A 25,868-nucleotide genomic window follows, 5' to 3' on the forward strand; every position below is an offset into this window, starting at 1 on the left:
CTATTGCGCTTGAATGTCAGGGTGCTTGATTACTACTCTTCGAGCATCCCTACCAACCTCTTGCATAGGAAGCCCCTTCTTTTGAAACTCAGAAAATTGCTCCGGTAACATCACCGCAAAGGCGCTAGAGTCTTTACCCCATCTGATAATGAAATCTTCAATTGTGGGGACCCACAAGTGAGGCTCTTGCTTAATACCGAATTCGAATTCATACGGATTTTGAACCATCGTCATGGTTACTCCTAAATAAAACGGAAGCGTATTATCCATCGTCTGTATTGAATAGAAATTAATACCCTTAGGTATGGTTTGCCTTATTTGTTTTGCTAAATCAATGCCCGATGAAGCTCTATCCAGCGTTTCGTGACCCATGCCAGTAATCATACTGCAGAGAAAAAAACCGCAAGCATAAGTAGTAATTTTTTCTTGGAAGGATGAGGTTTTTTTCAGTAAGGCTATTAAAGAAAAAGCTATAATTGTTATTAGTGCAGCAGCAATCCAGTATGCATATTCATTGTAGGCATCGAACTCATCTGGCCTGGCTTGATTGTCAATATCAGGTAAAAAATAAAATCCAGCAAGTCCTAAGACGGCAAAAAAAATAGTTTGAAATTTCCATGAAGTTCTAAACGATTCGTATTTTATCGAGTCTAGATACTTGGCAATCAGAATCGCTACAGCAGGAAAGATGGGAATAATATAGCCTGGTAACTTAGAGCTAGAGATACTAAAAAAAACAAAGATAACTACAGCCCAACATACTAGAAGCCGAGTAGCTAAATGAGAATTTTGATTTCTTTTTATGGCTTTCATGAACGCCATTGGTAATTGTGGTACCCAGGGCAGAATCCCTACTAGTAATAGCGGGATGAAAAAATAAATAGGGGCGTTCCTGTTATGACTGTTTTGAGCAAAGCGTTGAAAGTGCTCATGGATAAAGAAAAATTCCAGAAACTCGGGATTTTTTATGGAAACTAACACAAACCATGGCGCTGCAATGGCTAAGAAAATTAAACTTCCACTGACGATTCGGATTTGATTGAGAATCTTCCAATCCCAAATACTGATGCAGTAAAAAATTAACACCAGGGAAGGGAGAACAATGCCAATTAATCCCTTAGAAAGAACTGCTAATGCCATAAAAGCCCAGCACAACCAGATCCAATTTCTTCGTGTATTGGCATTCTCCGAATGCTGTGACAAAAGGAGGCTGCAAAGTGCAGCAGATAAAAACGAGGAAAGCGCTATGTCAAGAGAGCTTAAGTGCCCAGCAACAATCCACATTGGGCTAGAGGCCAGGACAATCGAAGATAACCAACCAACCCGAGGATTAAATATCTTTGCTGATGTCACTCCAACAAAAATGATTGTCAAAAATCCGGTGAGTGCGGACCATAAACGAGCTTGCCAATTTCCTACACCAAAAATCTCGAAAATCGTACTCGTTGCCCACATCTGTAGGGGTGGTTTTTCAAAGTATTTATAACCGTTGTAGCGGGGAGTAATCCAATCGCCTGTAACAAAAATTTCTCTTGCAATTTCAGCATAGCGAGCTTCATCACTCGGAATCAATGGTCTAAAGTCGAGACTACCAAACCAAATAAGAGTAAAAAGTGCAATTAAAACAAACATTTGAGGACTTATGATAAAATTGCTTTCGTTGTTATTCATAAAAAAAATTATAAAAAAAGGAAAAAATGTCTAGCGTGTCCAATTCTAATGGCAGCAGTAATGAATGCCCAGTCAATTCTCATAACGAGTGGGATCCGCTCGAAGAGGTCATTGTTGGCAGTCTTGAAAATGCAACTATTCCCGTCAACCACATTACTTTTACCGGTAACTTACCCAAAACAGCGGCTAGACTTTATAGACCTCTAGCGGGTATGCGTTACCCAAGCATCATTACTGATCCTGCTAAACGGGAGTTAGAAGGTTTAGCGAAACTTCTTGAACAAGAAGGCGTAAAGGTCAGGCGTCCAGATCCAGTTGATTTTCACTTTAACTCTAAAACCCCATTTTGGAGTTCTAAAGGGTTTTGCACAGCTAGCCCACGAGATGGAATCTTGATCATTGGTAATGAGATGATTGAGACACCAATGGCTTGGCGCTCAAGGTATTTTGAAGTTTATGCATACCGCAAGTTAATGAATGAATATTTTGATCAGGGTGCTAAATGGACTTCTGCTCCAAAACCAATGTTGAGCGACGAGTCATTTGATTATGCTTATATCCCCCCATTACCTGGTGAAGCGATGCGTTACATGATCACAGAGCATGAGCCTTTGTTTGACGCTGCAGACTTTACGCGTTGTGGCCGTGATATTTTTTACACCCTAAGTAACGTTACAAACAAAAAAGGCGTTGATTGGCTAAGTCGACATTTGGGAGAAGGTTATCACTTTCATCAGATTAAAACACTCTGCACTCAGCCAATGCATATTGACACAACATTTGTGCCGTTAGCTCCTGGCAAAGTTTTAATTAATCCAGAGTTTGTCAATGTCGCTGACTTGCCAAAAGTTTTGAAAGATTGGCAAATATTAATTGCACCTCAACCTGACCCGATCAATTCAAGTTGGCGTTTTTATTTGTCCTTAGTGAGTAAATGGATTAGCTTGAATATGCTCAAGCTTGATGAAAAAAGAGTTATCTGTGAAGCTTCCCAAGTTTCCATGATCGCATCCTTAAAGTCATGGGGTTTTGATCCAATCCCCCTCCCTTTTATGAACTATAAAATGTTTGGCGGTGGATTTCACTGTGCAACTTTAGATATCCGTAGACGTGGCTCGCTTCAATCTTACTTATAGCCAATGGCCATCAGTTCTAATTTTGTAAGAATATTTTTATTATTTATCTTAGTTAGCTTTTTAGTAAGCTACTTTTATTTTTTTGGCACCCTAGACCCTGATAATTATTTGCAGTTTATCAGGGGTCATAGGGCATCAGCCGAGGATTACTTCAAAAATCAGCCACTAATTTTTATGCTTGGTTTTTGCTTCGTGTATGTATTGGCAGTTGCTTTTTTCTTGCCAGGGACAGCTTTTTTTAGCATTGCATTTGGATCGATTTTTGGATTTTATGGGGGGCTAGTTCTTGCCTCCTTTTCCTCTGCTATTGGAGCAACCCTTGCTTTTTGTATTTCCAGATTTTTTTTTCGTAATTGGGTTCAACAGCATTTTCAAAGTCAATTTAAAACAATCAATAATGGCATCAATGAAGACGGTGCTTTATATCTTATTTCGATATGTATGACTCCAATTTTCCCCTATGCAGTCATCAATGCTCTTATGGGTATAAGTTCGATGCGCACCTCGACTTTTTATTTGGCGATTCAGCTAGGGATGCTGACTGAAACAATTGTTCTTGTCAGTATTGGAACTAAATTATCTGAAGTGGAGAGTCTGTCAAATATTTTTTCTTTAGAGTTAATTGGCTTGTTGATCACTCTAGGGCTTTTACCAATTATTTTTAAAAGAATTTACAAGAATCTGAAGCCTTTAACAAATTCATCTAAATAAAGAGCTGAAATTAAAGAAATATTTTATTTCTATGGATCTTATTTACAACTTGTAAAAAATTAATTTTATTTATAGGACCAACGCTAGCACTACTTTCCGTCCTTCACTCACCAAAATGTTGTAAGTTCTACAAGCTGCTTGGGAGTCCATGATTTCATAGCCAACTTTTGCTTGAATCAGAGTTTTCAGAAGTTCAAGTTTAGGAAAACGCTGACGCTGACCAGTACCAATCAGGACTAATTCTGGCTTTAAATCAACGATTTTCACGAAATGACCATCTTCTAAGTCGTCGAATGTCTGGACTGGCCAATTAGAAATGGCGCCGTCTGAACTGAGCAAGACGGCATGAGTGTAAGGTGCCTTATTGATCTCCACGTAGCCATCGCCGTAGCCAGTGATCATGTTGACTCCAAAATGGGGGTCAGATTTAAGCTTCAAGTGGACTCTCTGTCATAATTGTATAGATTATAGTCGCCTGTTTTATCTCTTATTTAAAGAACTTAACTATTAATTTATTGTGAAACCGATCCTAAAGTCTGAAAAACTCAATCACGTCTGTTATGACATCCGTGGACCCGTGCTGGAGCTCGCTCAGCGCATGGAAGAAGAGGGTCACAAAATCATCAAATTAAACATCGGTAATGTGGGTATTTTTGGTTTTGATCCTCCAGAAGAGATTCAGTTGGACATTATCCGTAATTTGGGTAATGCCTCAGCGTACTCTGATTCCAAGGGAATTTTTGCGGCCCGTAAAGCCATCATGCAATATTGCCAGGAAAAAGGTATTCAGGGTGTTACTTTGGATGACATCTATACCGGTAATGGGGTTTCTGAATTAATTGTTCTGGCGATGAATGCATTGCTTAACAATGGCGATGAAGTATTAGTACCGGCCCCAGATTACCCTTTATGGACTGCTGCGGTGAGTCTATCTGGCGGCACACCAATTCATTACTTGTGTGATGAGTCCAAGGAGTGGGCGCCAGATTTGGCCGATCTGCGTAAAAAGATTACACCGCGCACCAAAGCGATCGTAGTAATCAACCCGAATAATCCAACAGGGGCTATTTATTCCAAAGAAGTATTGACTGAGTTAATTTCAATTGCGCGTGAGCATGACTTAATTTTGTTTGCTGATGAGATTTACGACAAGATGCTATACGACCAAGAGAAGCATGTCTCTTTGGCATCCTTATCTACTGATGTAGTCACTATCACCTTCAATGGTTTATCCAAAAACTATCGCTCTTGCGGCTACCGTGCTGGCTGGATGGTAGTTTCTGGGGATAAAGAGATGATTCGCGATTACATCGAGGGTCTCAATATGTTGTCCTCAATGCGCCTGTGCGCCAACGTGCCAGGCCAGTACGCTATTCAGACAGCTTTGGGCGGCTATCAAAGTATTAATGACCTAGTGGCTGAAGGTGGCCGCTTGGCGAAACAGCGTGACCTTGCCTGGAAACTCATTACTGAAATTCCCGGTGTGACTTGTGTGAAGCCAAAATCTGCTTTGTACTTATTTCCAAAACTCGATTCTGAGATGTACCCGATTGAAGATGATCAGCAATTTGTTGCCGATCTTCTTAAAGAAGAAAAAGTATTGTTGGTGCAAGGCTCTGGTTTTAACTGGATCAAGTCAGATCACTTCAGAGTAGTGTTCTTACCTCATGAAGATGTGCTGAAAGAAGCCATTGGTCGTCTGGCACGCTTCTTAGAGCGTTATCGTCAAAAACACAGTCGTAAAGTAAATAATTCGGCTAATTCAACAGTAGTAAAGGCATCATGAAACCGATTCAAGTTGGTCTATTAGGTATTGGCACTGTAGGTGGTGGTGTATTTACTGTTCTCGAGCGCAACCAAGATGAAATTACCCGTCGTGCTGGTCGTGGCATTCGCATTAATACGGTTGCCGATCTCAATGTAGAGCGTGCCAAAGAATTAGTAAAAGACCGTGCACAAGTTATGAGTGATGCACGTGCTGTGATTAACAACCCTGAGATTGATATCGTTGTTGAATTGATTGGCGGTTACGGTATTGCTAAGGACTTGGTTCTTGAAGCAATTGCCGCTGGTAAGCATGTAGTCACAGCCAATAAGGCTTTGATTGCTGTGCATGGCAATGAGATTTTTAAAGCTGCCCACGAAAAGGGCGTGATGGTCGCGTTTGAAGCGGCTGTTGCTGGCGGTATTCCCATTATCAAAGCACTTCGTGAAGGTTTGACTGCAAATCGTATTGAGTGGATCGCCGGCATCATCAATGGCACAACCAATTTCATTCTTTCTGAGATGCGCGACAAAGGTTTAGACTTTGGGACCGTTTTGAAAGAAGCGCAGCGTTTGGGGTACGCAGAAGCAGACCCTACATTTGATATTGAAGGGGTAGATGCTGCCCACAAGGCAACCATCATGAGCGCAATTGCATTTGGTATTCCTATGCAATTTGAGAAAGCGCACGTTGAGGGTATTACTAAGTTAGATGCCATCGATATTAAATATGCCGAGCAGTTGGGTTATCGCATCAAGTTGCTTGGTATTGCTAAGAAGACAATTACTGGCGTTGAGTTGCGTGTGCACCCAACCTTGATTCCGACTAAGCGTTTAATTGCAAACGTGGAAGGCGCCATGAATGCCGTTCAAGTATTTGGTGATGCTGTAGGTACTACGCTGTACTACGGTAAAGGCGCAGGCTCAGAGCCAACCGCCTCTGCTGTGATTGCAGACTTAGTAGATATCACGCGTTTACTGGGTGCAAGTCCAGAGAGTCGGATTCCTTACTTAGGGTTTCAGCCGGATGCAGTGCGTGACATCGCTGTATTACCCATGGGTGAAATTACCACCAGCTATTACTTGCGTTTGCGCGTAGCGGATCAAGCTGGTGTTCTAGCTGACATTACTAAGATCTTGGCAGCTCATAGCATCTCGATCGACGCTCTCTTACAAAAAGAAGCTGATGAAGGTGAAAGTCAAACCGACTTGGTTGCTCTCACCCACGAGACTAAAGAAAAGCACATGCTGGCAGCAATTGGAGAAATTCAGAATCTGAAAACTGTTGCTGGTGAAGTAGTGAAGATCCGCTTAGAAAATCTGTCCTAATACAAATACATGCGTTACCAATCCACTCGGGGCAATAGCCCACAACAATCCTTTTTAGAAATTCTCCTTGGTGGATTAGCGCCAGATGGCGGCTTATATCTGCCGACAGAGTATCCGCAAGTCACTAAAGCGCAGTTAGACGCTTGGCGTGGCATGCCTTATGCCGATCTTGCTTATGAGGTTTTAAGTCTGTATTGCGACGACATTCCTGAGGCGGATCTGCGTACTCTATTACGCAAGACCTACACGGAGCAGGTCTACTGCAATGGCCGTAAAGAAGATAACGCTAAAGACATCACGCCATTACATTGGTTGGGTGAAGAGCAGGGCACACGTATTGGTTTGCTTAGCTTGTCTAATGGACCTACATTGGCATTTAAAGATATGGCGATGCAGTTGCTCGGTAATCTCTTTGAATACGCCTTAAAGAAGAATGGGCAGGAGCTCAATATTTTGGGCGCGACATCCGGTGATACTGGAAGTGCTGCTGAATACGCAATGCGTGGCAAAGAGGGTGTAAAGGTATTTATGCTTTCACCACGTGGCAAGATGAGCTCATTCCAGTCTGCCCAAATGTATTCTCTGCAAGACCCCAATATCTTTAACTTGGCAGTTGCTGGTGTATTTGACGATTGCCAAGATATTGTTAAAGCAGTGAGTAATGACCACAGCTTTAAAGCAAATCACCAAATTGGTACGGTCAACTCCATTAATTGGGGTCGTGTGGTTGCTCAGGTGGTCTATTATTTCCAGGGCTATCTGCTGGCTACAAAATCTAGTGATGAGCAAGTGTCATTCACTGTACCCTCTGGTAACTTTGGCAATATCTGTGCTGGTCATATTGCCCGCATGATGGGTTTGCCAATCGCCCATTTGATTGCCGCCACAAATGAGAACGATGTTCTCGACGAGTTCTTCCGCACCGGCGTTTATCGTGCACGAAAGTCCGCTGAAACCCTGCATACCTCGAGCCCGTCTATGGATATTTCTAAGGCGAGTAACTTTGAGCGCTTTGTCTTTGATTTCATGGGTAAGGATGGTAAAGCTACTGCAGCTATGTTTAAGCAGGTCGATCAAGCCGGTGGCTTTGATATTTCTAAAGACACTGTCTTTAAAGACCTTGCGCAGTATGGATTTCAATCTGGCCGCAGTACCCATGAAAATCGCCTAGAAACGATTCGTAATGTTGATGCGCAGTATGGCGTGATGATTGATACGCATACAGCAGATGGCGTGAAGGTTGCACGCGAACACTTACAGGCAGGCATTCCTATGATTGTGTTGGAAACTGCTTTGCCTATTAAGTTCGAAGAAACGATTGAAATAGCATTGGGGCGTCCAGCAGAATGCCCACCAGCATTTAAAGATATCAAGTCAAAGCCACAGCGCGTTGAAAATATCGATGCCGATGTCGATCAAGTCAAAAACTTCATTACCGCCCACACCAACTAAATCAGAAATCAATTGCTATGACTAAGCCTCCGATGTTGACTGCTCAGCAGGCTTTAGATCACTTACTGTCTCACGCAAAGCCCGTGCATGAAACTGAAACACTTGCAATGCAAGTTGCTCTGGGCCGTGTACTTGCGGAGAATGTAAATAGTCTTGTAGATGTACCTCCACTCGATAACACCTCGATGGATGGTTATGCAGTGCGCACAGCGGATACTAGCTCTCCAGGTCAAACACTCACAATTGCACAACGGATTCCGGCGGGCTCCATGGGAACTCAGCTTGACCCTGGTACTGCTGCCAGAATCTTTACTGGCGCCCCTGTGCCACCTGGCGCTGATGCTGTTGTTATGCAAGAGGATTGCTCTATTTCAGAGGGAGCAAGCAAGCAAGTCCAAGTCAATATCGCACCAACATCAGGTCAATGGATTCGTCGCAGAGGTGAAGACCTGACTGCTGGCAAAACAGCTCTTACAGCGGGTACTTTTCTGCGACCGCAAGAGCTTGGAGTTGCTGCCTCTGCTGGCTTAACGCATTTAACTGTAAAACGTAAAGTGAGAGTTGCTGCTTTTTTTACTGGTGATGAGCTGTCTCTACCAGGTGAGCCACTTAAACCAGGCGGTATCTATAACTCCAATCGCGACACACTATTGGCATGCATCAAATCTTTGGGCTGCGATGCCACTGACTTTGGAATTGTTCCTGATAGTCTTGAGGCTACGAAAGAAACGCTTCGCAAGGCTAGCAAAGACCACGACTTAATCATTACATCAGGCGGCGTCTCCGTTGGCGAGGAAGATCACATCAAGCCTGCAGTTACCGCTGAAGGCAGGCTAGATCTCTGGCAGATTGCGATGAAGCCTGGCAAGCCCTTAGCTTTTGGTGCTGTACGCAAATCAGATAATTCAAAAGCTAATGCGGAAACTTGGTTTATTGGTTTACCTGGTAACCCGGTATCCAGTTTTGTGACCTTCTTATTATTTGTGCGCCCATTTATTCTTAAGTTACAAGGGCGAGATGCAGGTTTACCGCAGTCTTACCCTATGCGCGCCGACTTTGATTGGCTTAAGGCTGATCGCCGTAACGAGTTTTTGAGGGTCAAGATCAATGCGCAGGGCGGTTTGGATCTATTCCCTAATCAAAGCTCGGGCATCCTGACTAGCGCCTCTTGGGGGGATGGCTTAGTAGATTGCCCGCCGGGCCAAGCTTTAAAAGCTGGCGATATGGTGAAGTACATTCCATTTAGTGCACTTCTTTCCTAGTCGTATTACGATTCTGATATGAAACTCGAATTACGATTCTTTGCTTCTTTAAGAGAAGGCCTTGGACTTTCTGGTGAGAGTATTGCTACTCCATCAGAAGTAAAAACCATTGCCGACTTAAGGGGCTACCTTGCTCAACGAGGTAATCCTTGGGCTGAAGTATTGGCAAGTGGCAAAGTGATTCGTTGCGCCTTAAATCAAGAGATGGTGAGTGACTCTACTGTGCTAGTGGAGGGAGCTGAGGTGGCTTTCTTTCCTCCGGTTACTGGCGGCTAAGATGCAGAATGATTTCATCCGCATTCAGGAGGCTGACTTCGATCTAACTACCGAGGTGAAGGCCCTGCGCAAGGATGACCCCCGAGTAGGTGCAGTGGTGACTTTTCTAGGCACAGTCCGAGACATGAATGACGGTAGCCAAGTTCAGGGTATGACACTAGAGCACTACCCTGGTATGACCGAAAAATCCTTAGAAGAAATCATCACGCAAGCTAGAGGCCGCTGGGATCTGTATAAGACGCTAGTCATTCATCGGGTAGGACCACTTCTGCCTGAAGATCAAATTGTTCTAGTGGTAGTTACTAGTGCCCATAGAGGTGAAGCATTTGCTGCTTGTGAGTTTATTATGGATTACCTCAAAACAGCGGCACCATTTTGGAAAAAAGAAGAAACACCAGAAGGTAGTAAATGGGTAGACGCCCGCGTGACTGACGATACCGCAATGGCACGCTGGAGTTAATTTAGTTTTGTATCTGCTTGAGTGCTAAAGCTAGATTAAAGCCGCTGAGCCAGGCACCCTCGACTCTGCCGCCATTGAGCCAGTCTCCACAGAGCCCTATATCAATATTAGGCAGCAATAAAAATTCAACCCCATGTTCTAGGCCTCCACTGGCATAGCGCCAGCGGTGCATGCTGATCTCAGCATCCTCACAATTAAAATCCAGTGCTGTCAGGCACTGCAGCATTTGGTCTTGAGCATCCTCTTTACTCAACTCAACATGGTCTTGGCTCCAGTCAGGGCTACCATGGATAGTCCAAGTGCTTCCCTGACGCATTGGCTTTGATCCGTTTTGACAAATCCAGCTAATGATTTCCTCATTAATGAAAGCAGCATCAAAATCCACATTGAACTGATGCGGAAAATTGGCCATCATGGTCCAGCAGGCCTTCATCTGCGCCGAGTCAGTGATATGAGCGGCTCCACTATCCAAATCCCTAAGCAGGGCGCTTGCCTGAGGAGCGGGTATAGCCAAGACTACAAAGTCATATGGTGTTGTAATTTCATTGGCTTCACTGCATTGCAGATGCCACTGATCATCCCTACGCTCCAACTGGGAAATGGTTCTCTCGTATTGAATGGAGAGACTCTCAGCAAGATGCTGACCTGGTGAATTCATATAAGGAGTACCAACATAGCGAATATCTTGCGAGTGGCTTTCACGCCATGTCTTGGCTTCGTAAATTTTGAGTTTGGGCTTCCAGACCGCAGCAGTACCGGCTTGTACCCAGCTTTGTACTTCTTCAATAAATCGTGGGTCTCTAGCAGTAAAGTACTGGGCACCATGATCAGCAGACCATTCTTGCGTGCGACGCGTACTCATGCGCCCGCTAGGACCACGACTCTTTTCAAAAACATCTACGGATAAACCGTGCGACTGAAGCTCTCTCGCACAAGCAAGACCTGCAATTCCTGCGCCAATGACCGCTACCTGATTGATTGCTTTGCTGCTGTTCATGCTCTGGGAAGTATTTTCCGAAAGGTGAGATTGATTCGAGGACTCGCGACTGTCTTGGTTTTGAGAAGACTGTGATGCCAGCAATCTTGAACAGGGGCGTGCATGATAAGAAGGCTACCGTGCTCAAGAAATACCGACACAGTCGTTTTATCCTGCTTATGACGAAATGCAAATTTACGTGTAGCACCCAAGCTGATTGATGCGATAGGGCTTGTGCTATCCAATTCTTTTTCATTATCACTATGCCAACCCATACCTTCATCGCCATTGTGATACAGATTGAGTAAGCAAGAGTTATAGCTATAGCCAGTCACTGCTTCAAGTTGATGCCTGATTTGAAGTAACTCTTTCGTCCAGGCCTGAGGAATTTTTTCGACACCCGAGTAGGTATAGCGGTATTGGGGATCTCCCACCCAAGCAACTTTTCTCGCGGTTGAAACTAACTTACCAAACATATTGATCTGATCTGCTTCCCAAGCAAGTGAGTGCAGCAGGCTTTCAAAAAAATGATCAGATTCATCTGCTTTGTAAAAATGGCTGATGTACTCAGCCCGACCATCCCTCTCCAATAGGCAGATTGGGTCAGACGATTCTAGGGGGTCGAATAAGGGACTTTGCATTTTTTACTAATAAAGCTAGGGTTGCACGTTATTGCAATAAAAACCCTAGAATAGACTTCATTATGGATTGTTCAGGACTAAGAGGTTGATTATGAAAGCACCCGATAAACGTTGCTGCGGCTCAGGGGTTTGCATTATTAATGAAGCAGGAGAATGCTGGTGTGGCCAAGTGTGGGATGGCGAGAAAATGAGTGCGCCACCGCTCATGTCAGCAAAAATCCAGTCTAGCGACTCTGAATCTACAAATCCTAAACCTGAGTCTCAGGACCCTCTTATTTAGTTGATCCGTAAACTCTGCGGAGGGAGTGGGCAGCTACACCATCTTTGAGCGCCTCCCTTACAGGAATTGCCATTACTCGAATAGCAGATTGCACGGCCAGGCGCTCTAGCCGACTAGGCTGAGGCCGTTGAATAATTGGATATGCCCAATCAGGCAAATTCAGAAAGCCTGCCCGACTGATCATTCTTACGAAAGGTTTGGCGCTGAGATTACTGGGAAAGTTGTCTAGCATCCCAATAATGCTTTTGGCTCTCTCCCCGAAGTGAAGTTGGGGGATGTATTGCCTGATAGCTTGCTCAGTACCAGCATAGGTGTCGGGTAGATCAATCGCCCCCAATCTTTCCCCGAGCATTTTCATTTCTGTAAAGTACTGGTCTTTTTGCTTTGTACTCAAGGCTTCACTTCGGTATGGCTCATAAGAGCACATAAAACTACGAGTTTCTGTTAAGTGAACCCATGCGAGTAGGTCTGGATCATCCGCTCTATAGGGTTGATTGAATTCATCAAACCCGGTGACCTTTTGGTGAATTTGATTAACACGATGGATAGCCTTATCCGCCATGTCCTGCGAGCCATAGGTAGTTGCAGCAATGAAGAACGCCGTTCTTCCTAGTCTGCCTTTCAGGTCTTGTCTAAAGCTGGAATGATCCCACACGCCAGCGAGCGCTTTTGGGTGAAGAGCTTGCAGTACTAGCGAGCTAATGCCACCGATCATCATGGAAATGAAATCCGCGTGCACCTTCCAGGCAATAGACTCTGGGCCAAACAAACCTCTATCACCAGCGGGCTCCAGAAATGCGACAGGTGGACCACTACCGCCCACCATTTCTCGAATTGACTGACGAATGTGTTCCTCAATCATCTTGTCAATGAATCACAATATTGCGTAAGCCGTCATCCTCAATGATTTCTGAAATTAAATCGAGTCGGATTCTGGGATTGCTTTGAGCAAGTAAGTGGTTCTTCTGGGCCTGGGGGAGTGGCAAGAGCTCAGCCAATCGGTTGGATACCCAGCCACAGTCATCTTGGTTCATCGGCATTTTGAACGCATCTTCACCCAGTAAATCTTCACTTTTGATCACGGAGATAATCTCATTCAAAAGCGCGGCTACCTTTTCATGTTCTTTTGCTAGTGGTATTTCTGGGTCGGCATCGATCAGCTCAACTTGACCCATCCAGAGGCCATCAGCCTCTTGTTTCATGTTCAGCACTTTGAAGCGTTGCGTTCCATAGGACTTAGTCATGTAAAGCGCAGGCTGAATCGCATCAAACTCTTCCAATTTCGCCAGTGTGCCAATATTTGAAAAGTTGGCCACTGCGTCGGCATTTGATTCAATTGGATTGTTTTCGAGAATGCTGATAACCCCAAAAGGCGTGTCTTCACGTAGGCAACGCTTCATCATATCTAGGTAGCGCGCTTCAAAGATTTTGAGGGCAATCACTCCGCCCGGAAATAGGGTGGTTCCGAGTGGAAAAAGTGGGATCCAGCGGGCTGTCAAAGAGGGTGTTGTCATGCGCTTAATTTAAAGGATTTATGTTTAGTTTGCTGAACAGCAGAAAAGGCAACGTGTTCAGCAGTAATCCTGAATTTCGGCCAAAATAGATCTATTCACAGGAGAATTAACATGATGCAAAAGTTACGGGTTAAGCTCGCACGCTGGATTTTGGGTAAACATTGTCCTTGCTACCAAATGGGCTACCACTCCATGGTTGATTTTCAGCAGCGTAGTGCAGATCAGTTGGAAAAAGCTAAACAAGCGCAATCTACTAAGCACTAGTCAGCAAGCCCTCCTGGGACTTACATCCGATAATGAAAATCTGGAAGATGAGACGAAATTGTGCATTGACTCCCAGTCAATTGCTCAAGTTTTATATCGCTCTGGTTTGTCTTTCCTTAACCGTAGCCACTGGTTTTTTATTGGTTGGCGTAAAAATTATTCTCATCTTTACTGCAATAGAGTTAACTGCAGTCACCGTCGGTTTTTTGGTTTACTGTCGACACGCCTTAGATTTTGAGGAGATAGAAATCAGCGGTACTCGCTTATTGGTCAGGAAATTCATTGCCTACAAAGAGTCAGTAACTGAATTTAATACTCACTGGGTCAGACTCTCGCACCCAGAGGAGCACCAAAAGGTATTTTTTATTGAGCAGACGGATCAGCGGGTTGAGGTTGGCCAGTTTCTGAGGCGTGAGCAATTGCAAGGTCTGATCGCTGAGCTACGGTCTTACCTAGGTTGACTACAACCATAATTTCAAAAGGGTTAAAGCTTGGCACTCTGCAGAAATATGGATTCAACTCGATACTTTATCTAATTCAACATATTTGTTAAATCCACCATGAACGTTAATACAGCAGTCAAAGCCGCCCTCAATACCCTGGTTGATATTGCATCTCACTCCAACGGTGTTCAGCCAGTTACTGGCCAAGAGCTGGCGCAGCGCCAAAAACTGTCGGTGAGCAGAATAGAACTCTTGCTCAGCGCATTGCGTGCCGCAGGCATTGTTAAAGGCACTAAAGGTCGTAACGGGGGTTACACGCTGTTGCAGGATCCCCGCATGGTCACTATCAAAGATGTAGTCCTAGCGATGAATTACATTAAAAAACGCAAAGTTGAGGCGTGTGATATCGCTAGTGAGCTATACCAATCTTTGGAGACGTATATGCTCAGCTGTATGGCCAACGTGAACCTATCCGATGCCATAAAAGATTACGTACCGCGATTTAGCGAAGCTAAAACCGCTCCCGAGCGTCAGGCTTTTGTTTACCCCGACTTCAGAGTTGAGAAGCCCTCCAAAGGCGAAGTACAGAGAGTAATCAAGGCGCCATTTAAGAAGGTGGAGGATGTACCTTTAGGACCAAACTCCATTTTTAGTTTTGGTGACTACCTACACAAAGCAGGATAACAACAAGGATCTTTATGATGCAGGCAATGAAATGGAATCTCGCTAGCAAGCTATTGGCATCTATTTTGCTGGTAACAGCACCATGGATGGTTTCTGTGGCTGCTGATAGCCCCCCAACTAAATCTGATCCTGCTTGGCTAACGGATACCCGAGCCAGCATCAAATCCAATAATTACGAACAAGCATTAAAGCAGTTGCAGGCTGCAAATGAAGTTAACTCTGCAGACTGGAATAACCTGATGGGATACAGTCTGCGTAAAAAGCAAGCACCAGATTTGGCTTCATCTGAAAAGTATTACCAGGCAGCATTGAAGATCGATCCAAGCCACAGATCGGCTTTGGAGTATTACGGTGAGCTGCTTTTGATGAAGAAAGACTTGCCTGGAGCAGAGGCGATATTAGCAAGACTTGATAAGGCCTGCCGCTTTGGTTGCGAAGAGTACAGTGATCTCAAAGAGAGTATCGCCAAGTATCAAGGTAAAAAGTAATTCTTCAGATCTCATGCCATCAAGTGCTTGTGAGTATCCTCCATTAGCATTTGTTGACATTGAGACTACGGGCTCAAACTTTGAGCGCGATCGTATTACAGAAGTTGGCATCAAATCACTGATCCATGATCAGGTGGAGACTTGGGAAAGTCTCATTAATCCCCAAACATTTATTCCGCAGAATATTCAAAGTTTGACGGGCATTAAACCTGAGATGGTTCGTCAGCAGCCTGCCTTTGAGGGCCTAGCTACAGAGATCGCTCGCGAGCTCGAGGGCAAGATTTTTGTAGCCCACAACGCCCGTTTTGATCATGGATTTTTGAAGGCATCATTCAAGCGGGTGGGGATCGACTTCAATCCCAAAGTACTGTGTACTGTCAAACTTTCTCGTCTGTTATTTCCTGAGCAGGCAAGACACAATCTCGACACCATCATTAGCGCTCACCGCCTCAAAATCAGCGCACGGCACCGTGCATTGGGTGACGCTGATTTGTTGCTTCAGTTTTGGCGGGTTTGTGAGGAAAAGCTGGGGCGTGAAGCGCTTCTCAAGGCGGTAAATCAACTCATCGGTAATCCAAGCTTGCCACCTAATATTGATAAAGCACTGGTGGACTCGATTCCAGAAAAGCCGGGTTGCTACATATTTTATGGTGAGAACCAAATCCCGCTGTATATCGGCAAAAGTATTTCACTACGCAGCAGAGTGATGGGTCATTTTCAAGGGGCGCTCACCCAGCGTAAGGAAATGAAGCTTTCGATGCAAGTCAGAGATATCGATTGGATTGAGACTAGCGGAGAGTTGGGCGCATTAATTTTAGAATCTCGCCTCATTAAAGAGCGCATGCCCAGCATGAACATCAAACTACGCCGTTCAAAGGATCTCTGCGCCTGGAAATTGGAGCTTGGTGAGGATGGTGTGCTGACTCCGCATCTAGTAGGTCATCGTAAATTGGATCCCGGTATTCAAGAAAACTTATTTGGCTTGTTTTATAGCAAGCGAGAGGCTAACGCCTACCTTCAAGCGATTGCGAAAAAATATCGCCTCTGTGAAGCGCTGTTGGGTTTAGAGAAACGCATTGAAAGTAAGGCTTGCTTTGCTTATCAAGTAAAGCAATGCAGTGGCGCCTGTATGGGAGGCTCACCTATCGACTTGCACAATCTTCAACTCAAAACTGCTCTGGAATTATTTCAGGTTCAAGTCTGGCCATATCCTGGGCCAGTGGCGGTAAAAGAGGCGGGCCATATGCATGTGGTCGATCGTTGGCGTTATTTAGGTACGGCAATCAACGAAGAAGAGCTCTATGAGTTAGCTGACTCAGGAGAGGCTGAGTTCGATCTGGATATTTATAAGATCTTGAAAAAAGCACTGGCTGGAAGCTTTAAGAATCAGGTGATTCCTTTGACAATCAAAGATGCTGCATAGCCATCACTAAAAGCCTAGGCTTTAAAAAATCCCAGTTTTTCTGATCTTGGTAGTTTCTTTAATCTAGCCTCAGCTTTGGATGCCTCAGATCGATCTGGGTGCTCTTGGCTTGCCAAAAGGATTACTGGTCTGCGAGCCCTCGTATAACGAGCCCCTTCCCCTGAATTATGGGCTGCTAAACGATGTTCTAGGCGGTTTGTAATACCAGCGTAATAGCTGCCATCAGAGCACTCTAAGAGGTAAACAAGCCAGGTCAAAATAGGGGTCAGTTCGCTTAAAAATGGGCTTAGCACACTTGAAATTACCAAGAATGCCCCTATATTCTATAGATAGATACCAATAAAAAATATTCAGAGTGAATAGGGTTAAAAATGAGAATAGATAAATTAACTACGAAGTTTCAAGAGGCGCTCAGTGAGGCGCAAAGCCTTGCTTTATCAAAAGATAATCAATATATCGAACCAGCCCATTTGCTGCTAGCAATGCTGCGTGATTCAGATGGTGGTGCTAAGAGTTTATTGACGCGCGCTGGCGTTAACGTACCGGGTCTTGAGAAGGCAACCGAGAAGCTGATTGCTAATCTCCCAGAAGTGCAGGGCACTAGTGGTGAGGTTCAGGTGGGCCGTGATTTAAGTAATTGGCTCAATTTATGTGAAAAAGAAGCCAATAAGCGTAATGACCAGTTTATTGCGGGCGAATTGTTTTTATTAGTTGTGGCGGATGACAGAAGCGAGCTCGGCAAAATTGCTCGTGAGAATGGTTTAAATCGTAAATCGTTAGAAGCGGCTATTGATTTAGTGCGCGGAGGAGAGTCAGTGAATAGTGCAGATGCTGAAGGTCAGCGTGAAGCCTTAAAAAAATACACCATTGATTTAACTGAGCGGGCTCGTATGGGTAAGCTCGATCCTGTGATTGGTCGTGATGATGAGATTCGTCGCACTATTCAGATTCTGCAACGTCGTGGCAAGAACAATCCGGTTCTGATTGGTGAACCAGGTGTTGGTAAGACTGCGATTGTTGAGGGCTTGGCCCAACGTATTGTCAACGGTGAAGTTCCTGAGACTCTTAAGAACAAGCGTGTCCTTGTATTGGATATGGCTTTGTTGCTGGCGGGCGCTAAGTACCGTGGTGAATTCGAGGAGCGTCTTAAGGCGGTTCTGAGCGATGTTGCTAAGGACGAGGGTCAAACCATCATCTTTATTGATGAGATTCATACGATGGTGGGTGCAGGTAAAGGTGATGGCGCAATGGATGCCGGTAATATGCTCAAGCCTGCTCTGGCACGTGGTGAACTGCATTGCATCGGCGCAACCACTCTGGATGAGTACCGCAAGTACATCGAGAAGGATGCTGCACTCGAGCGCCGCTTTCAAAAAGTGATGGTGGAGGAGCCTAGTGTTGAAGCTACTATTGCTATCTTGCGCGGTTTACAAGAACGTTATGAGCTTCACCATGGTATTGAGATCACTGACCCTGCCATCGTGGCTGCCGCAGAGTTGTCTCATCGCTACATCACCGACCGTTTCTTACCAGACAAGGCTATCGACCTCATTGATGAGGCTGGCTCACGTATTCGGATGGAAATTGACTCTAAGCCAGAGGTCATGGATAAGCTAGAGCGTCGTCTGATTCAGCTCAAGATTGAGCGTGAAGCAGTTAAGAAAGAAAAAGATGAGGCCTCGCAAAAACGTCTTAGCTTGATTGAAGATGAGATCAAGCGCCTAGGTGCTGAGTATGCTGATTTAGAGGAAATTTGGAAAGCAGAAAAGGGCGCTGTATTAGGTGCCGCTCATCTCAAAGAGGAGATCGAAAAAGTTCGCGCAGATATCAATAAGCTGCAGCGTGAGGGAAAACTAGAGCAAGTTGCGGAATTGCAATACGGAAAATTACCTGAGCTTGAAGCGAAGCTCAAATCTGCTGCCGCTGCTGAAGCAAAAGGCGATAAAGATGGCGTAGTAAAGAACAAGCTCTTACGAACACAAGTCGGCGCAGAAGAAATTGCCGAGGTGGTGTCACGCGCTACAGGCATACCGGTATCGAAGATGATGCAGGGTGAGCGCGATAAGTTACTCAAGATGGAGGAGCTATTACATCAGCGCGTAGTGGGCCAAGAAGAGGCTATACGTGCAGTATCTGATGCTATTCGTCGTTCCCGTGCAGGTCTTTCTGAAGAAAATCGCCCTTATGGCTCATTCTTATTCTTAGGGCCTACTGGTGTTGGTAAGACTGAGCTTTGTAAAGCCTTGGCTGGTTTCTTATTTGATAGTGAAGAGCACCTCATTCGTATTGATATGAGCGAGTTTATGGAGAAGCATAGCGTTGCCCGTTTAATCGGCGCCCCTCCAGGCTATGTAGGCTACGAAGAAGGTGGTTACCTCACTGAGCAAGTGCGTCGCCATCCATACAGCGTCATCTTATTTGATGAGATTGAAAAAGCGCATCCGGATGTCTTCAATGTACTCTTGCAGGTATTGGACGATGGCCGCTTAACGGATGGTCAAGGTCGTACCGTAGACTTTAAGAACACCGTGATTGTGATGACCAGCAATATTGGCTCACATCTGATTCAGTCGATGGTGGGTAAGAAACAGTTGGAAATTAAAGAAGCGGTATTTGAAGAACTAAAGAGTCATTTCCGCCCTGAGTTCTTAAACCGAATTGATGAGATCGTCGTTTTCCATGGTTTAGATAAAGGCAATATCGCTAATATCGCAAAGATCTTGCTCAAGAACTTGTCAGATCGTTTGGCTAAGATCGATATGCAGATGGATGTGAGCGATGCTGCTTTAAGCAAGATTGCGGAAGTCGGCTTTGATCCTGTATATGGAGCGAGACCACTCAAGCGTGCGATTCAGCAATATATCGAGAACCCAGTTTCCAAAATGATCTTGGAAGGTAAGTTTGGCCCTAAGGACACCGTTCCTGTGGGCGTTGATCAGAACGGCGATTTAAGCTTTAGCAAGTAATTCATCAAAAATTGGCAGGAATAGGCCTGCACCAGTAAACTCGATATATGACTTACGTCCTCAAAATGAGGCGCGCCAGTGATGTTCGGGTTGTTGGTCTCATTAGCCTGGCTCACGGTAGCTCCCATTTCTTTCATTTAATTCTGCCGCCCATGTTCCCATGGTTGAAAGCAGAGTTCGGCTTTAACTATGCCGAACTTGGCTTGCTCATGACCATCTTCTTTGTGGTTTCTTGTATTGTTCAGGCAGCATCTGGATTTTTGGTTGATCGTATTGGCTCTCGCCCCGTTTTATTTGCTGGCGTCGCTTTACTTGGATTGGCTGCACTGATTTACTCACAAAGTAATGGCTACGCCATGTTGGTGCTGGGAGCGGTAATTGCGGGATGTGGCAATGGCGTTTTCCATCCAGTAGATTACACGCTGATTAATCACAAAATTTCACCACCAAATTTGCCTTACGCTTATTCCATTCATGGCGTAACGGGTTATATCGGCTGGGCTGCTGCCCCAGCATTCATGGTGGCTATAACCACCATTGCAGATTGGCGCATCGCGTTTTTGTCTGCCGCAGTATTAGAGGTGCTGATTCTGGCGACTCTTTGGCTGAGTAGGGCTCGTTTAGTAGACGATGTGCAGGCAAGGCGAGATGAATCAGAGGCTACCCATATTGCGAACAATCCCGGTGGTGCGCCCATGAGCACTTTTGGTTTTCTGAAGTTGCCTGTCGTTTGGCTTTGCTGGATTTTCTTTTTCTTTAGCATGGCTGCCACTACTGGCTTGCAATCCTTTGCTCCAACTGCACTTTTTAAAATCTACGACATTACCGTGAGCTCTGGTAACTATTATTTAACACTCATGTCTTTAGGCGGTGCTGGAGGAATGTTATTGGGCGGCTACTTAGCCACCAAATTAAAAGTGCCTGAGCGCATCATTACGATCTGCTTTACAGTGAACATCGTTATGGGCCTTTTAATGGCTACAGGTTTAGTGCCCGTCGAATTAATCATCATGGCTTTCGTTGTGATTGGACTTGGCTTGGGCATAGCGGCGCCATCCCGTGACTTGATGATTCGCTCTGCAACACCCTCTGGCTCATCAGGCAGGGTGTACGGCATTGTTTATTCAGGTATTGATTTAGGTGCTGCTCTAAGCCCGCTAATCTTTGGAATCTTCTTGGATGTGGGCTTACCAAAGCTCTTATTTATTGGCGTAGCTCTTCTTCAGCTCATGATTATTTTGACTGGATTTAAGGTGGCAAGCATCAGCACCCCCAAAGCTAGCTAAAAGATTTAATTCTTTTCACAATGTGAAAAGTCATTCCCATACGCAAAATGCAGTGCAACATTTCAAGCTAGGCATTATTTTGTCAACTGGTTTCATATTTCATAATATAAAAAATTAGTTTTAAGTAATTGAATTTATTGAATTAATTATTTTTAATTAATACTGAAATAGTTCTTGCGTACTTTCTTAAGGTATTTAAACTCTTATATAAGACATAAGACTTCATTGTCGGTACTGAATGTCTCAATATTCGATGTACTGGTTTAACTTAGGGAGAAAAACATGGCAGATCGCAAAGCAGAAGTCGCAGCACTACAAAAAGACTGGGATACCAATCCACGCTGGAAGGGTATTACTCGTGGTTACACGGCTGAAGACGTTGTACGTCTCCGTGGTTCATTAAAGATTGAGCACACCTTGGCTAAGCATGGCGCAGAGCGTCTCTGGGAATTGGTGAATAACGAAGCGTACGTTAACTGTTTAGGTGCCTTGACTGGTGGTCAAGCAATGCAGCAGGTTAAAGCTGGCGTTCAAGCCATCTACTTGTCAGGTTGGCAAGTTGCTGCTGACGGTAACTCTTCTGCAGCGATGTATCCAGACCAATCCTTATACCCAGTAGATTCAGTTCCAAAGATGGTGGAGCGTATTAATAACTCATTCCAACGTGCAGATGAGATCCAAACTGCTAAAGGCATCAACAAAGGTGATGCTGGTTACATCGAGTATTTCGCACCTATCGTTGCTGATGCTGAAGCTGGTTTCGGTGGTGTATTGAATGCATTTGAATTAAGCAAGGCATTAATTAAGCAGGGCGCTGCTGGCGTTCACTTCGAAGATCAGTTGTCTTCTGTTAAGAAGTGCGGTCATTTGGGTGGCAAAGTATTATTGCCTACGGCTGAGTCGGTACAGAAATTGATTTCTGCCCGTTTGGCTGCAGACGTAATGGGTGTTTCAACCATCATTTTGGCTCGTACTGATGCTGAAGCTGCTGACTTGCTGACATCGGATTATGACGCAAACGATAAGCCATTCTTAACTGGCGAGCGCACTCCAGAGGGCTTTTACAAAACACGTAAGGGCTTGGATCAAGCGATCTCCCGTGGTCTGGCATACGCCGCTTACGCTGATATGGTTTGGTGCGAAACCGGTACACCGGACTTAGATTTTGCTCGTAAGTTTGCTGAAGCAATTCGTGCAAAGTTCCCAGGCAAGATGTTGGCCTATAACTGTTCACCTTCTTTCAATTGGAAGAAGAACTTGGATGACGCAACGATTGCGAAGTTCCAGCGCGAATTAGGTGCAATGGGTTACAAGTATCAGTTCATCACTTTGGCTGGAATTCACTCGATGTGGTACAACATGTTCGACTTGGCGCAGGACTACATGAAGCGTGGCATGACAGCCTACATTGAGAAAGTACAGGAGCCAGAATTCGCTGCTCGTGATCGTGGTTATACATTTGTATCGCATCAGCAGGAAGTAGGCACTGGTTACTTCGATGATGTCACCACAGTAATTCAAGGTGGTAAGTCTTCAGTCACTGCGTTGACTGGTTCTACAGAAGAAGAGCAGTTCCACTAAGTAATCTCTAGGTAGTTCGTAATAAAACAGTAAAAGAATCTACCCTTACTGTCGCGGCATCTAAATTACCCCATAAGGGTGACTTAGATGCCGTTTTCGTTTACATTCTTTCCATGACTAATTGCGCACTCTGTAAAGAAGAGCTTCAACCTGAAGAGGGTCAATTGATTTGGCGTGGAGATGATTGCCGAGTCATCCTTGCAAATGACCCTGATCTGCCTGGTTTTTGCCGTGTGATTTGGAATCACCATGTCGCTGAAATGACAGACCTAAGCCATGGTGAGCGCGAACATCTGATGTCCCTAGTCTTTGCAGTAGAGGAAGCGGTAAGGCATGTGATGCACCCGGATAAGGTCAATATTGCAGCCTTGGGTAATATAGTTCCTCACATACATTGGCATGTCATCCCGAGGTATCAAGACGATGCTTTCTTTCCAGGATCTGCGTGGTCAAAAAGGGTTCAAGAATTACCCTTCGGTAAATTAGCAGAACGTCAGGAGCTTGAAGATCAATTGCCCACAGCAATTAAAGCTGCCATCGCCACACTGTCTTAAAGATTGTTTAGTAGCGTTTTTTCTCCCAAGGTTGATAGTGAATAAAGAAACTAAGGGAATGCTCATTGGCTTTATTGGCATTCTTGTTTTTAGCCTAACCTTACCGGTAAGCAAAATTACCGTTCAAAGTTTTAATCCTTACTTCATTGCATTTGGTAGGGCTTCTTTAGCCGGTTTAGTTGCTTTAAGCTATCTTGCGTATAAGCAAGTGCCACTTCCCAGCAAAACTGACTTAGTGAAGTTTGCTGTAATTGCACTGGGTGTAGTTTTTGGGTTTCCAATTTTTACTACACTGGCCATGAAAGAGGGCTCATCCTCTCATGGTGCCGTCATTTTGGGGATGATGCCCTTAGCTACTACAGTGATTGGAGTCATCCGCTTCAAGGAGCGCCCCTCGATCGGTTTTTGGCTTGTATCCATCTTGGGCGCATCACTGGTGATGATGTATGCCCTCCTGAAAAATTCTGGAAGTTTTACCTATATCGATATCCTGCTTGTACTAGGTGGCATTTGTGCTTGCGTAGGATATGTAGAGGGTGGAGAGTTATCTCGAAAGATGAACCCGCGGGTAGTCATTTCTTGGGCGCTAGTGATTTCATTACCGATTAACATCGTGGCAACGTATTTCACATTTTCTTCATCATATTGGGGTGCTGATGTAGTTGCTTGGACAAGCTTTGTATACCTAAGTATATTTCCGATGTATTTAGGATTTTTCTTTTGGTACGAAGGTCTTGCTATCGGTGGAATCGCCAGGGTTAGTCAAGTGCAATTGATCCAACCTTTTTGTACGCTACTGGCCTCAAGTTTTTTCTTGGATGATCGCATCACCTTAATGAATATGGTCTTTGCTTTTTTGGTTGTCTCTACCGTAATCCTGAGTAAGCGAATGCTTGTAAGGCGCAGTCACTAGATCAGTTTCTGTAGTGCCTCAAGATATTTTTCGGGGCTCAGTGCGCGGCCTTCACGTTGTGCCTCCCACATCACTTGTCCTAAGCATTCCATGATGGCGTGCTGAGCTTCATGTTCAGACCCTAGTTTCTTAGCTAACTTTTCTGAGATCGCTTTAATGCCTGGTGGTTGATCAATCGAGATTTGCTCGCTAATCGATAGGTGCATGGAGAGGTGTAAGAAGGGATTAGTCTCACCACGCTCTGGCGTATAGTCTTGTGCAACTGCGCCTTCTGGATCTGCTAGGAGCGCATGATATTCCGGGTGCTCCACCATCCAGTCGCTAGCAATCGTCTCCATTGGTGTGAGAATGTGATCCCCAGTTTTCTTCTTCCAGGTATCGCAGAAAAATCGTCTCACTTCTTCGCGGGTCGGATTAAATATTGCCACGAACTTTTCCTTTACCAGTTTTCTGTTTGAAGCCACAGAGAGGCTCAACAATACATTGCTCGCAATCAGGTGTCCGGGCTTTGCAGGTATATCTACCATGTAGGATGAGCCAGTGATGTGCATCCATTAAAAACTCTTTCGGGATGCGTTTGAGCAATTGCTCTTCAACTTTCACAACATCTTTGCCAGGCGCTAAACCAGTTCGGTTTGAGACTCTAAAAATATGGGTATCGACTGCCATAGTGGGTTGACCAAAGGCGGTATTGAGAATCACGTTGGCAGTCTTTCTGCCAACACCGGGTAACAACTCTAGCTCTTCACGATGTTGAGGTACTTCGCCACCATACTTTTCCAGCAGCAGTCGACAAGTCTCTTGAATATGCTTGCCTTTGGAGTTGAATAATCCAATGTGTTGGATGAAGGGCTTTACACCTTGCTCACCCAAATCCAGAAGGGCTTGAGGCGTATTGGCAATCTTAAATAACTGACGCGTACCTTTGTTTACCGAAATATCAGTTGCTTGTGCCGAGAGTAATACAGCAATCAGCAGTTCAAATGGAGAGCTATATTCCAACTCGGTTTCTGGATGGGGATTGTTTTCCCTGAGTAGCTCAAAGAAAGCTTGACGCTTTTCGAGATTCATCATTTTTGCAGCTGAGCTCGAGCGATCGCAGCGGCGATGATGGCTCGCTTTCTTTCCTGCTCTTTTAGAGCTGCTTCTGAATCGGGGGTCTCTGCATTCACAGCAACGAGTTTGGCCGCCGCTTTCTTTGCAAGTCGCTCATCATTGTCACGTTGCTCACGATTCAATCGAATATCACGAGCAGCATATCTTGCGCGCGCTGCATCAGCTAATTCTGGAGACCAGGCATCCCACCCAGTTTTTTTATCAGTTATATCCAGCATGGTGATGCAGTCTACAGGGCAAGGGGGAATACAAAGATCACAACCCGTACACCAATCGCTTAAGACCACATGCATCTGCTTAGAAGCGCCTACAATTGCATCCACAGGACAAGCCTGAATGCAAAGCGTGCAACCAATGCAAGCTTTAGGGTCGATGAACGCAACAGGTCTAGGGCGCTCTAAGCCGCATGTAGGATCTATGGTGGGATGTAGTTCAAAGGCATCTTCAGGAAAGATGGGCGTCAGAATTGCGCTCAGCCGCTCAATGCCTGCTACTCCGCCAGGAGGGCAACGATTGGGTAGCGCCTCACCAGTTGACATTGCTTCTGCATAGGCTCGGCAATCTGGGTAGCTGCATTTAGTACATTGGGTTTGAGGAAGGATATCCTCGAGACGATCTGCTAATTCTTTCGTCTGCTGCTTATTCATTGCAATTGGAATCCCTAAAGCGAGTAGCGCG

The 25,868-nt window shown here is 44.9% G+C and carries 29 protein-coding genes; 19 read left to right on the forward strand and 10 right to left on the reverse strand.

What is annotated here, in order from left to right; translation table 11 throughout:
• The gene (locus tag ICN22_RS04440; protein ID WP_216169074.1) at nt 1–1,671 is read right to left on the reverse strand and encodes a glycosyltransferase family 39 protein; all 1,671 of its coding nucleotides are present in this window, start codon (nt 1,669–1,671) and stop codon (nt 1–3) included.
• Between the two features lie 26 nt (nt 1,672–1,697).
• Between ICN22_RS04440 and ICN22_RS04445 the strand changes: the two genes are divergently transcribed.
• Together ICN22_RS04445 and ICN22_RS04450 are read left to right on the forward strand one after the other, a co-directional pair.
• Complete coding sequence (locus tag ICN22_RS04445) at nt 1,698–2,807, forward strand: amidinotransferase (RefSeq protein ID WP_439650976.1); 1,110 nt, start codon at nt 1,698–1,700, stop codon at nt 2,805–2,807.
• A gap of 3 nt (nt 2,808–2,810) precedes the next feature.
• Nucleotides 2,811–3,518: a TVP38/TMEM64 family protein gene (locus ICN22_RS04450; RefSeq protein WP_216169076.1), complete on the forward strand. Its 708-nt coding sequence runs from the start codon at nt 2,811–2,813 to the stop codon at nt 3,516–3,518.
• Between the two features lie 69 nt (nt 3,519–3,587).
• On the opposite strand, the gene ICN22_RS04455 is transcribed toward ICN22_RS04450, so the two are convergent.
• Entirely contained in the window at nt 3,588–3,956 is a 369-nt protein-coding gene (locus tag ICN22_RS04455; protein ID WP_216169077.1) for an Mth938-like domain-containing protein, read from the reverse strand.
• A 79-nt stretch (nt 3,957–4,035) separates the two neighbouring features.
• Between ICN22_RS04455 and ICN22_RS04460 the strand changes: the two genes are divergently transcribed.
• Genes ICN22_RS04460 through moaE form a run of 6 tightly spaced genes read left to right on the forward strand, consistent with a single transcriptional unit; the run spans nt 4,036 to nt 10,061 of the window.
• A complete protein-coding gene (locus ICN22_RS04460; protein WP_216169078.1) occupies nt 4,036–5,304 on the forward strand; it encodes a pyridoxal phosphate-dependent aminotransferase in 1,269 nt (422 codons plus the stop codon).
• Nucleotides 5,301–6,611 (forward strand): homoserine dehydrogenase, encoded by a 1,311-nt coding sequence (locus ICN22_RS04465; protein ID WP_216169079.1) that lies wholly within the window; start codon nt 5,301–5,303, stop codon nt 6,609–6,611. Before ICN22_RS04460 ends, ICN22_RS04465 begins: the two co-directional genes overlap by 4 nt.
• 9 nt (nt 6,612–6,620) lie before the next feature.
• The gene (gene thrC, locus ICN22_RS04470; RefSeq protein ID WP_216169080.1) at nt 6,621–8,063 is read left to right on the forward strand and encodes a threonine synthase; all 1,443 of its coding nucleotides are present in this window, start codon (nt 6,621–6,623) and stop codon (nt 8,061–8,063) included.
• A 32-nt stretch (nt 8,064–8,095) separates the two neighbouring features.
• A complete protein-coding gene (locus ICN22_RS04475) occupies nt 8,096–9,325 on the forward strand; it encodes a molybdopterin molybdotransferase MoeA (protein WP_216169344.1) in 1,230 nt (409 codons plus the stop codon).
• Between the two features lie 18 nt (nt 9,326–9,343).
• The gene (gene moaD, locus ICN22_RS04480) at nt 9,344–9,601 is read left to right on the forward strand and encodes a molybdopterin converting factor subunit 1 (RefSeq protein WP_216169081.1); all 258 of its coding nucleotides are present in this window, start codon (nt 9,344–9,346) and stop codon (nt 9,599–9,601) included.
• A gap of 1 nt (nt 9,602) precedes the next feature.
• Nucleotides 9,603–10,061: a molybdopterin synthase catalytic subunit MoaE gene (gene moaE / locus ICN22_RS04485; protein WP_216169082.1), complete on the forward strand. Its 459-nt coding sequence runs from the start codon at nt 9,603–9,605 to the stop codon at nt 10,059–10,061.
• Between the two features lies 1 nt (nt 10,062).
• Here moaE and ICN22_RS04490 read toward each other — a convergent pair whose 3' ends face one another.
• Entirely contained in the window at nt 10,063–11,058 is a 996-nt protein-coding gene (locus ICN22_RS04490) for an NAD(P)/FAD-dependent oxidoreductase (RefSeq protein ID WP_216169083.1), read from the reverse strand.
• Nucleotides 11,055–11,678: an alpha-ketoglutarate-dependent dioxygenase AlkB family protein gene (locus ICN22_RS04495; RefSeq protein ID WP_216169084.1), complete on the reverse strand. Its 624-nt coding sequence runs from the start codon at nt 11,676–11,678 to the stop codon at nt 11,055–11,057. Before ICN22_RS04495 ends, ICN22_RS04490 begins: the two co-directional genes overlap by 4 nt.
• 91 nt (nt 11,679–11,769) lie before the next feature.
• On the opposite strand from ICN22_RS04495, the gene ICN22_RS04500 reads away from it, so the two are divergent.
• A complete protein-coding gene (locus ICN22_RS04500) occupies nt 11,770–11,958 on the forward strand; it encodes a hypothetical protein (protein ID WP_216169085.1) in 189 nt (62 codons plus the stop codon).
• Here the strand turns inward: ICN22_RS04500 and ICN22_RS04505 are convergent.
• Nucleotides 11,951–12,820, reverse strand: a complete 870-nt coding sequence (locus ICN22_RS04505; protein ID WP_216169086.1) for an oxygenase MpaB family protein — start codon at nt 12,818–12,820, stop codon at nt 11,951–11,953. The genes ICN22_RS04500 and ICN22_RS04505 overlap by 8 nt on opposite strands.
• 4 nt (nt 12,821–12,824) lie before the next feature.
• The gene (locus ICN22_RS04510; RefSeq protein ID WP_216169087.1) at nt 12,825–13,472 is read right to left on the reverse strand and encodes an LON peptidase substrate-binding domain-containing protein; all 648 of its coding nucleotides are present in this window, start codon (nt 13,470–13,472) and stop codon (nt 12,825–12,827) included.
• A gap of 111 nt (nt 13,473–13,583) precedes the next feature.
• Here ICN22_RS04510 and ICN22_RS04515 point away from each other — a divergent pair, with 111 nt between their 5' ends.
• The 5 genes from ICN22_RS04515 (at nt 13,584) to ICN22_RS04535 (ending at nt 16,774) form a co-directional block, all read left to right on the forward strand.
• Nucleotides 13,584–13,736 carry a hypothetical protein gene (locus tag ICN22_RS04515; protein ID WP_216169088.1) on the forward strand — a complete coding sequence of 51 codons (153 nt, stop codon included), beginning with the start codon at nt 13,584–13,586 and terminating at the stop codon, nt 13,734–13,736.
• A gap of 32 nt (nt 13,737–13,768) precedes the next feature.
• Nucleotides 13,769–14,197: a DUF2244 domain-containing protein gene (locus tag ICN22_RS04520; RefSeq protein ID WP_216169089.1), complete on the forward strand. Its 429-nt coding sequence runs from the start codon at nt 13,769–13,771 to the stop codon at nt 14,195–14,197.
• Between the two features lie 99 nt (nt 14,198–14,296).
• Nucleotides 14,297–14,863, forward strand: a complete 567-nt coding sequence (locus ICN22_RS04525) for an RrF2 family transcriptional regulator (RefSeq protein ID WP_216169090.1) — start codon at nt 14,297–14,299, stop codon at nt 14,861–14,863.
• A gap of 26 nt (nt 14,864–14,889) precedes the next feature.
• Entirely contained in the window at nt 14,890–15,351 is a 462-nt protein-coding gene (locus ICN22_RS04530; RefSeq protein WP_255533834.1) for a tetratricopeptide repeat protein, read from the forward strand.
• A 13-nt stretch (nt 15,352–15,364) separates the two neighbouring features.
• The gene (locus ICN22_RS04535) at nt 15,365–16,774 is read left to right on the forward strand and encodes an exonuclease domain-containing protein (RefSeq protein WP_216169091.1); all 1,410 of its coding nucleotides are present in this window, start codon (nt 15,365–15,367) and stop codon (nt 16,772–16,774) included.
• A 14-nt stretch (nt 16,775–16,788) separates the two neighbouring features.
• On the opposite strand, the gene ICN22_RS04540 is transcribed toward ICN22_RS04535, so the two are convergent.
• The gene (locus ICN22_RS04540; protein WP_369411569.1) at nt 16,789–17,067 is read right to left on the reverse strand and encodes a GIY-YIG nuclease family protein; all 279 of its coding nucleotides are present in this window, start codon (nt 17,065–17,067) and stop codon (nt 16,789–16,791) included.
• Nucleotides 17,068–17,145: 78 nt separating this feature from the next.
• On the opposite strand from ICN22_RS04540, the gene clpB reads away from it, so the two are divergent.
• The 5 genes from clpB to ICN22_RS04565 all read left to right on the forward strand — a co-directional run bounded on the left by clpB (nt 17,146) and on the right by ICN22_RS04565 (nt 24,074).
• Complete coding sequence (gene clpB, locus ICN22_RS04545; protein WP_216169092.1) at nt 17,146–19,740, forward strand: ATP-dependent chaperone ClpB; 2,595 nt, start codon at nt 17,146–17,148, stop codon at nt 19,738–19,740.
• A gap of 47 nt (nt 19,741–19,787) precedes the next feature.
• Entirely contained in the window at nt 19,788–21,026 is a 1,239-nt protein-coding gene (locus ICN22_RS04550) for an MFS transporter (protein ID WP_216169093.1), read from the forward strand.
• Nucleotides 21,027–21,308: 282 nt separating this feature from the next.
• On the forward strand, nt 21,309–22,607 hold the full coding sequence (gene aceA, locus ICN22_RS04555) for an isocitrate lyase (RefSeq protein WP_216169094.1): 1,299 nt from the start codon (nt 21,309–21,311) through the stop codon (nt 22,605–22,607).
• Nucleotides 22,608–22,720: 113 nt separating this feature from the next.
• Entirely contained in the window at nt 22,721–23,161 is a 441-nt protein-coding gene (locus ICN22_RS04560; protein ID WP_216169095.1) for an HIT family protein, read from the forward strand.
• Between the two features lie 37 nt (nt 23,162–23,198).
• Nucleotides 23,199–24,074, forward strand: coding sequence for a DMT family transporter (locus ICN22_RS04565; protein WP_216169096.1), 876 nt, complete (start codon nt 23,199–23,201; stop codon nt 24,072–24,074).
• Here ICN22_RS04565 and ICN22_RS04570 read toward each other — a convergent pair.
• The 3 genes from ICN22_RS04570 to rsxB are packed head-to-tail and all read right to left on the reverse strand — an operon-like array spanning nt 24,071 to nt 25,843.
• Nucleotides 24,071–24,496, reverse strand: a complete 426-nt coding sequence (locus tag ICN22_RS04570) for a DUF1841 family protein (RefSeq protein ID WP_216169347.1) — start codon at nt 24,494–24,496, stop codon at nt 24,071–24,073. The genes ICN22_RS04565 and ICN22_RS04570 overlap by 4 nt on opposite strands.
• On the reverse strand, nt 24,489–25,145 hold the full coding sequence (nth, locus tag ICN22_RS04575) for an endonuclease III (protein WP_216169346.1): 657 nt from the start codon (nt 25,143–25,145) through the stop codon (nt 24,489–24,491). The genes ICN22_RS04570 and nth overlap by 8 nt, the downstream gene beginning before the upstream one ends.
• Nucleotides 25,145–25,843 (reverse strand): electron transport complex subunit RsxB, encoded by a 699-nt coding sequence (gene rsxB, locus ICN22_RS04580; RefSeq protein WP_439650981.1) that lies wholly within the window; start codon nt 25,841–25,843, stop codon nt 25,145–25,147. Before rsxB ends, nth begins: the two co-directional genes overlap by 1 nt.
• Nucleotides 25,844–25,868 lie beyond the last annotated feature (25 nt).

The organism is Polynucleobacter bastaniensis, assembly GCF_018882205.1.
GTDB classification, from domain to species: domain Bacteria; phylum Pseudomonadota; class Gammaproteobacteria; order Burkholderiales; family Burkholderiaceae; genus Polynucleobacter; species Polynucleobacter bastaniensis.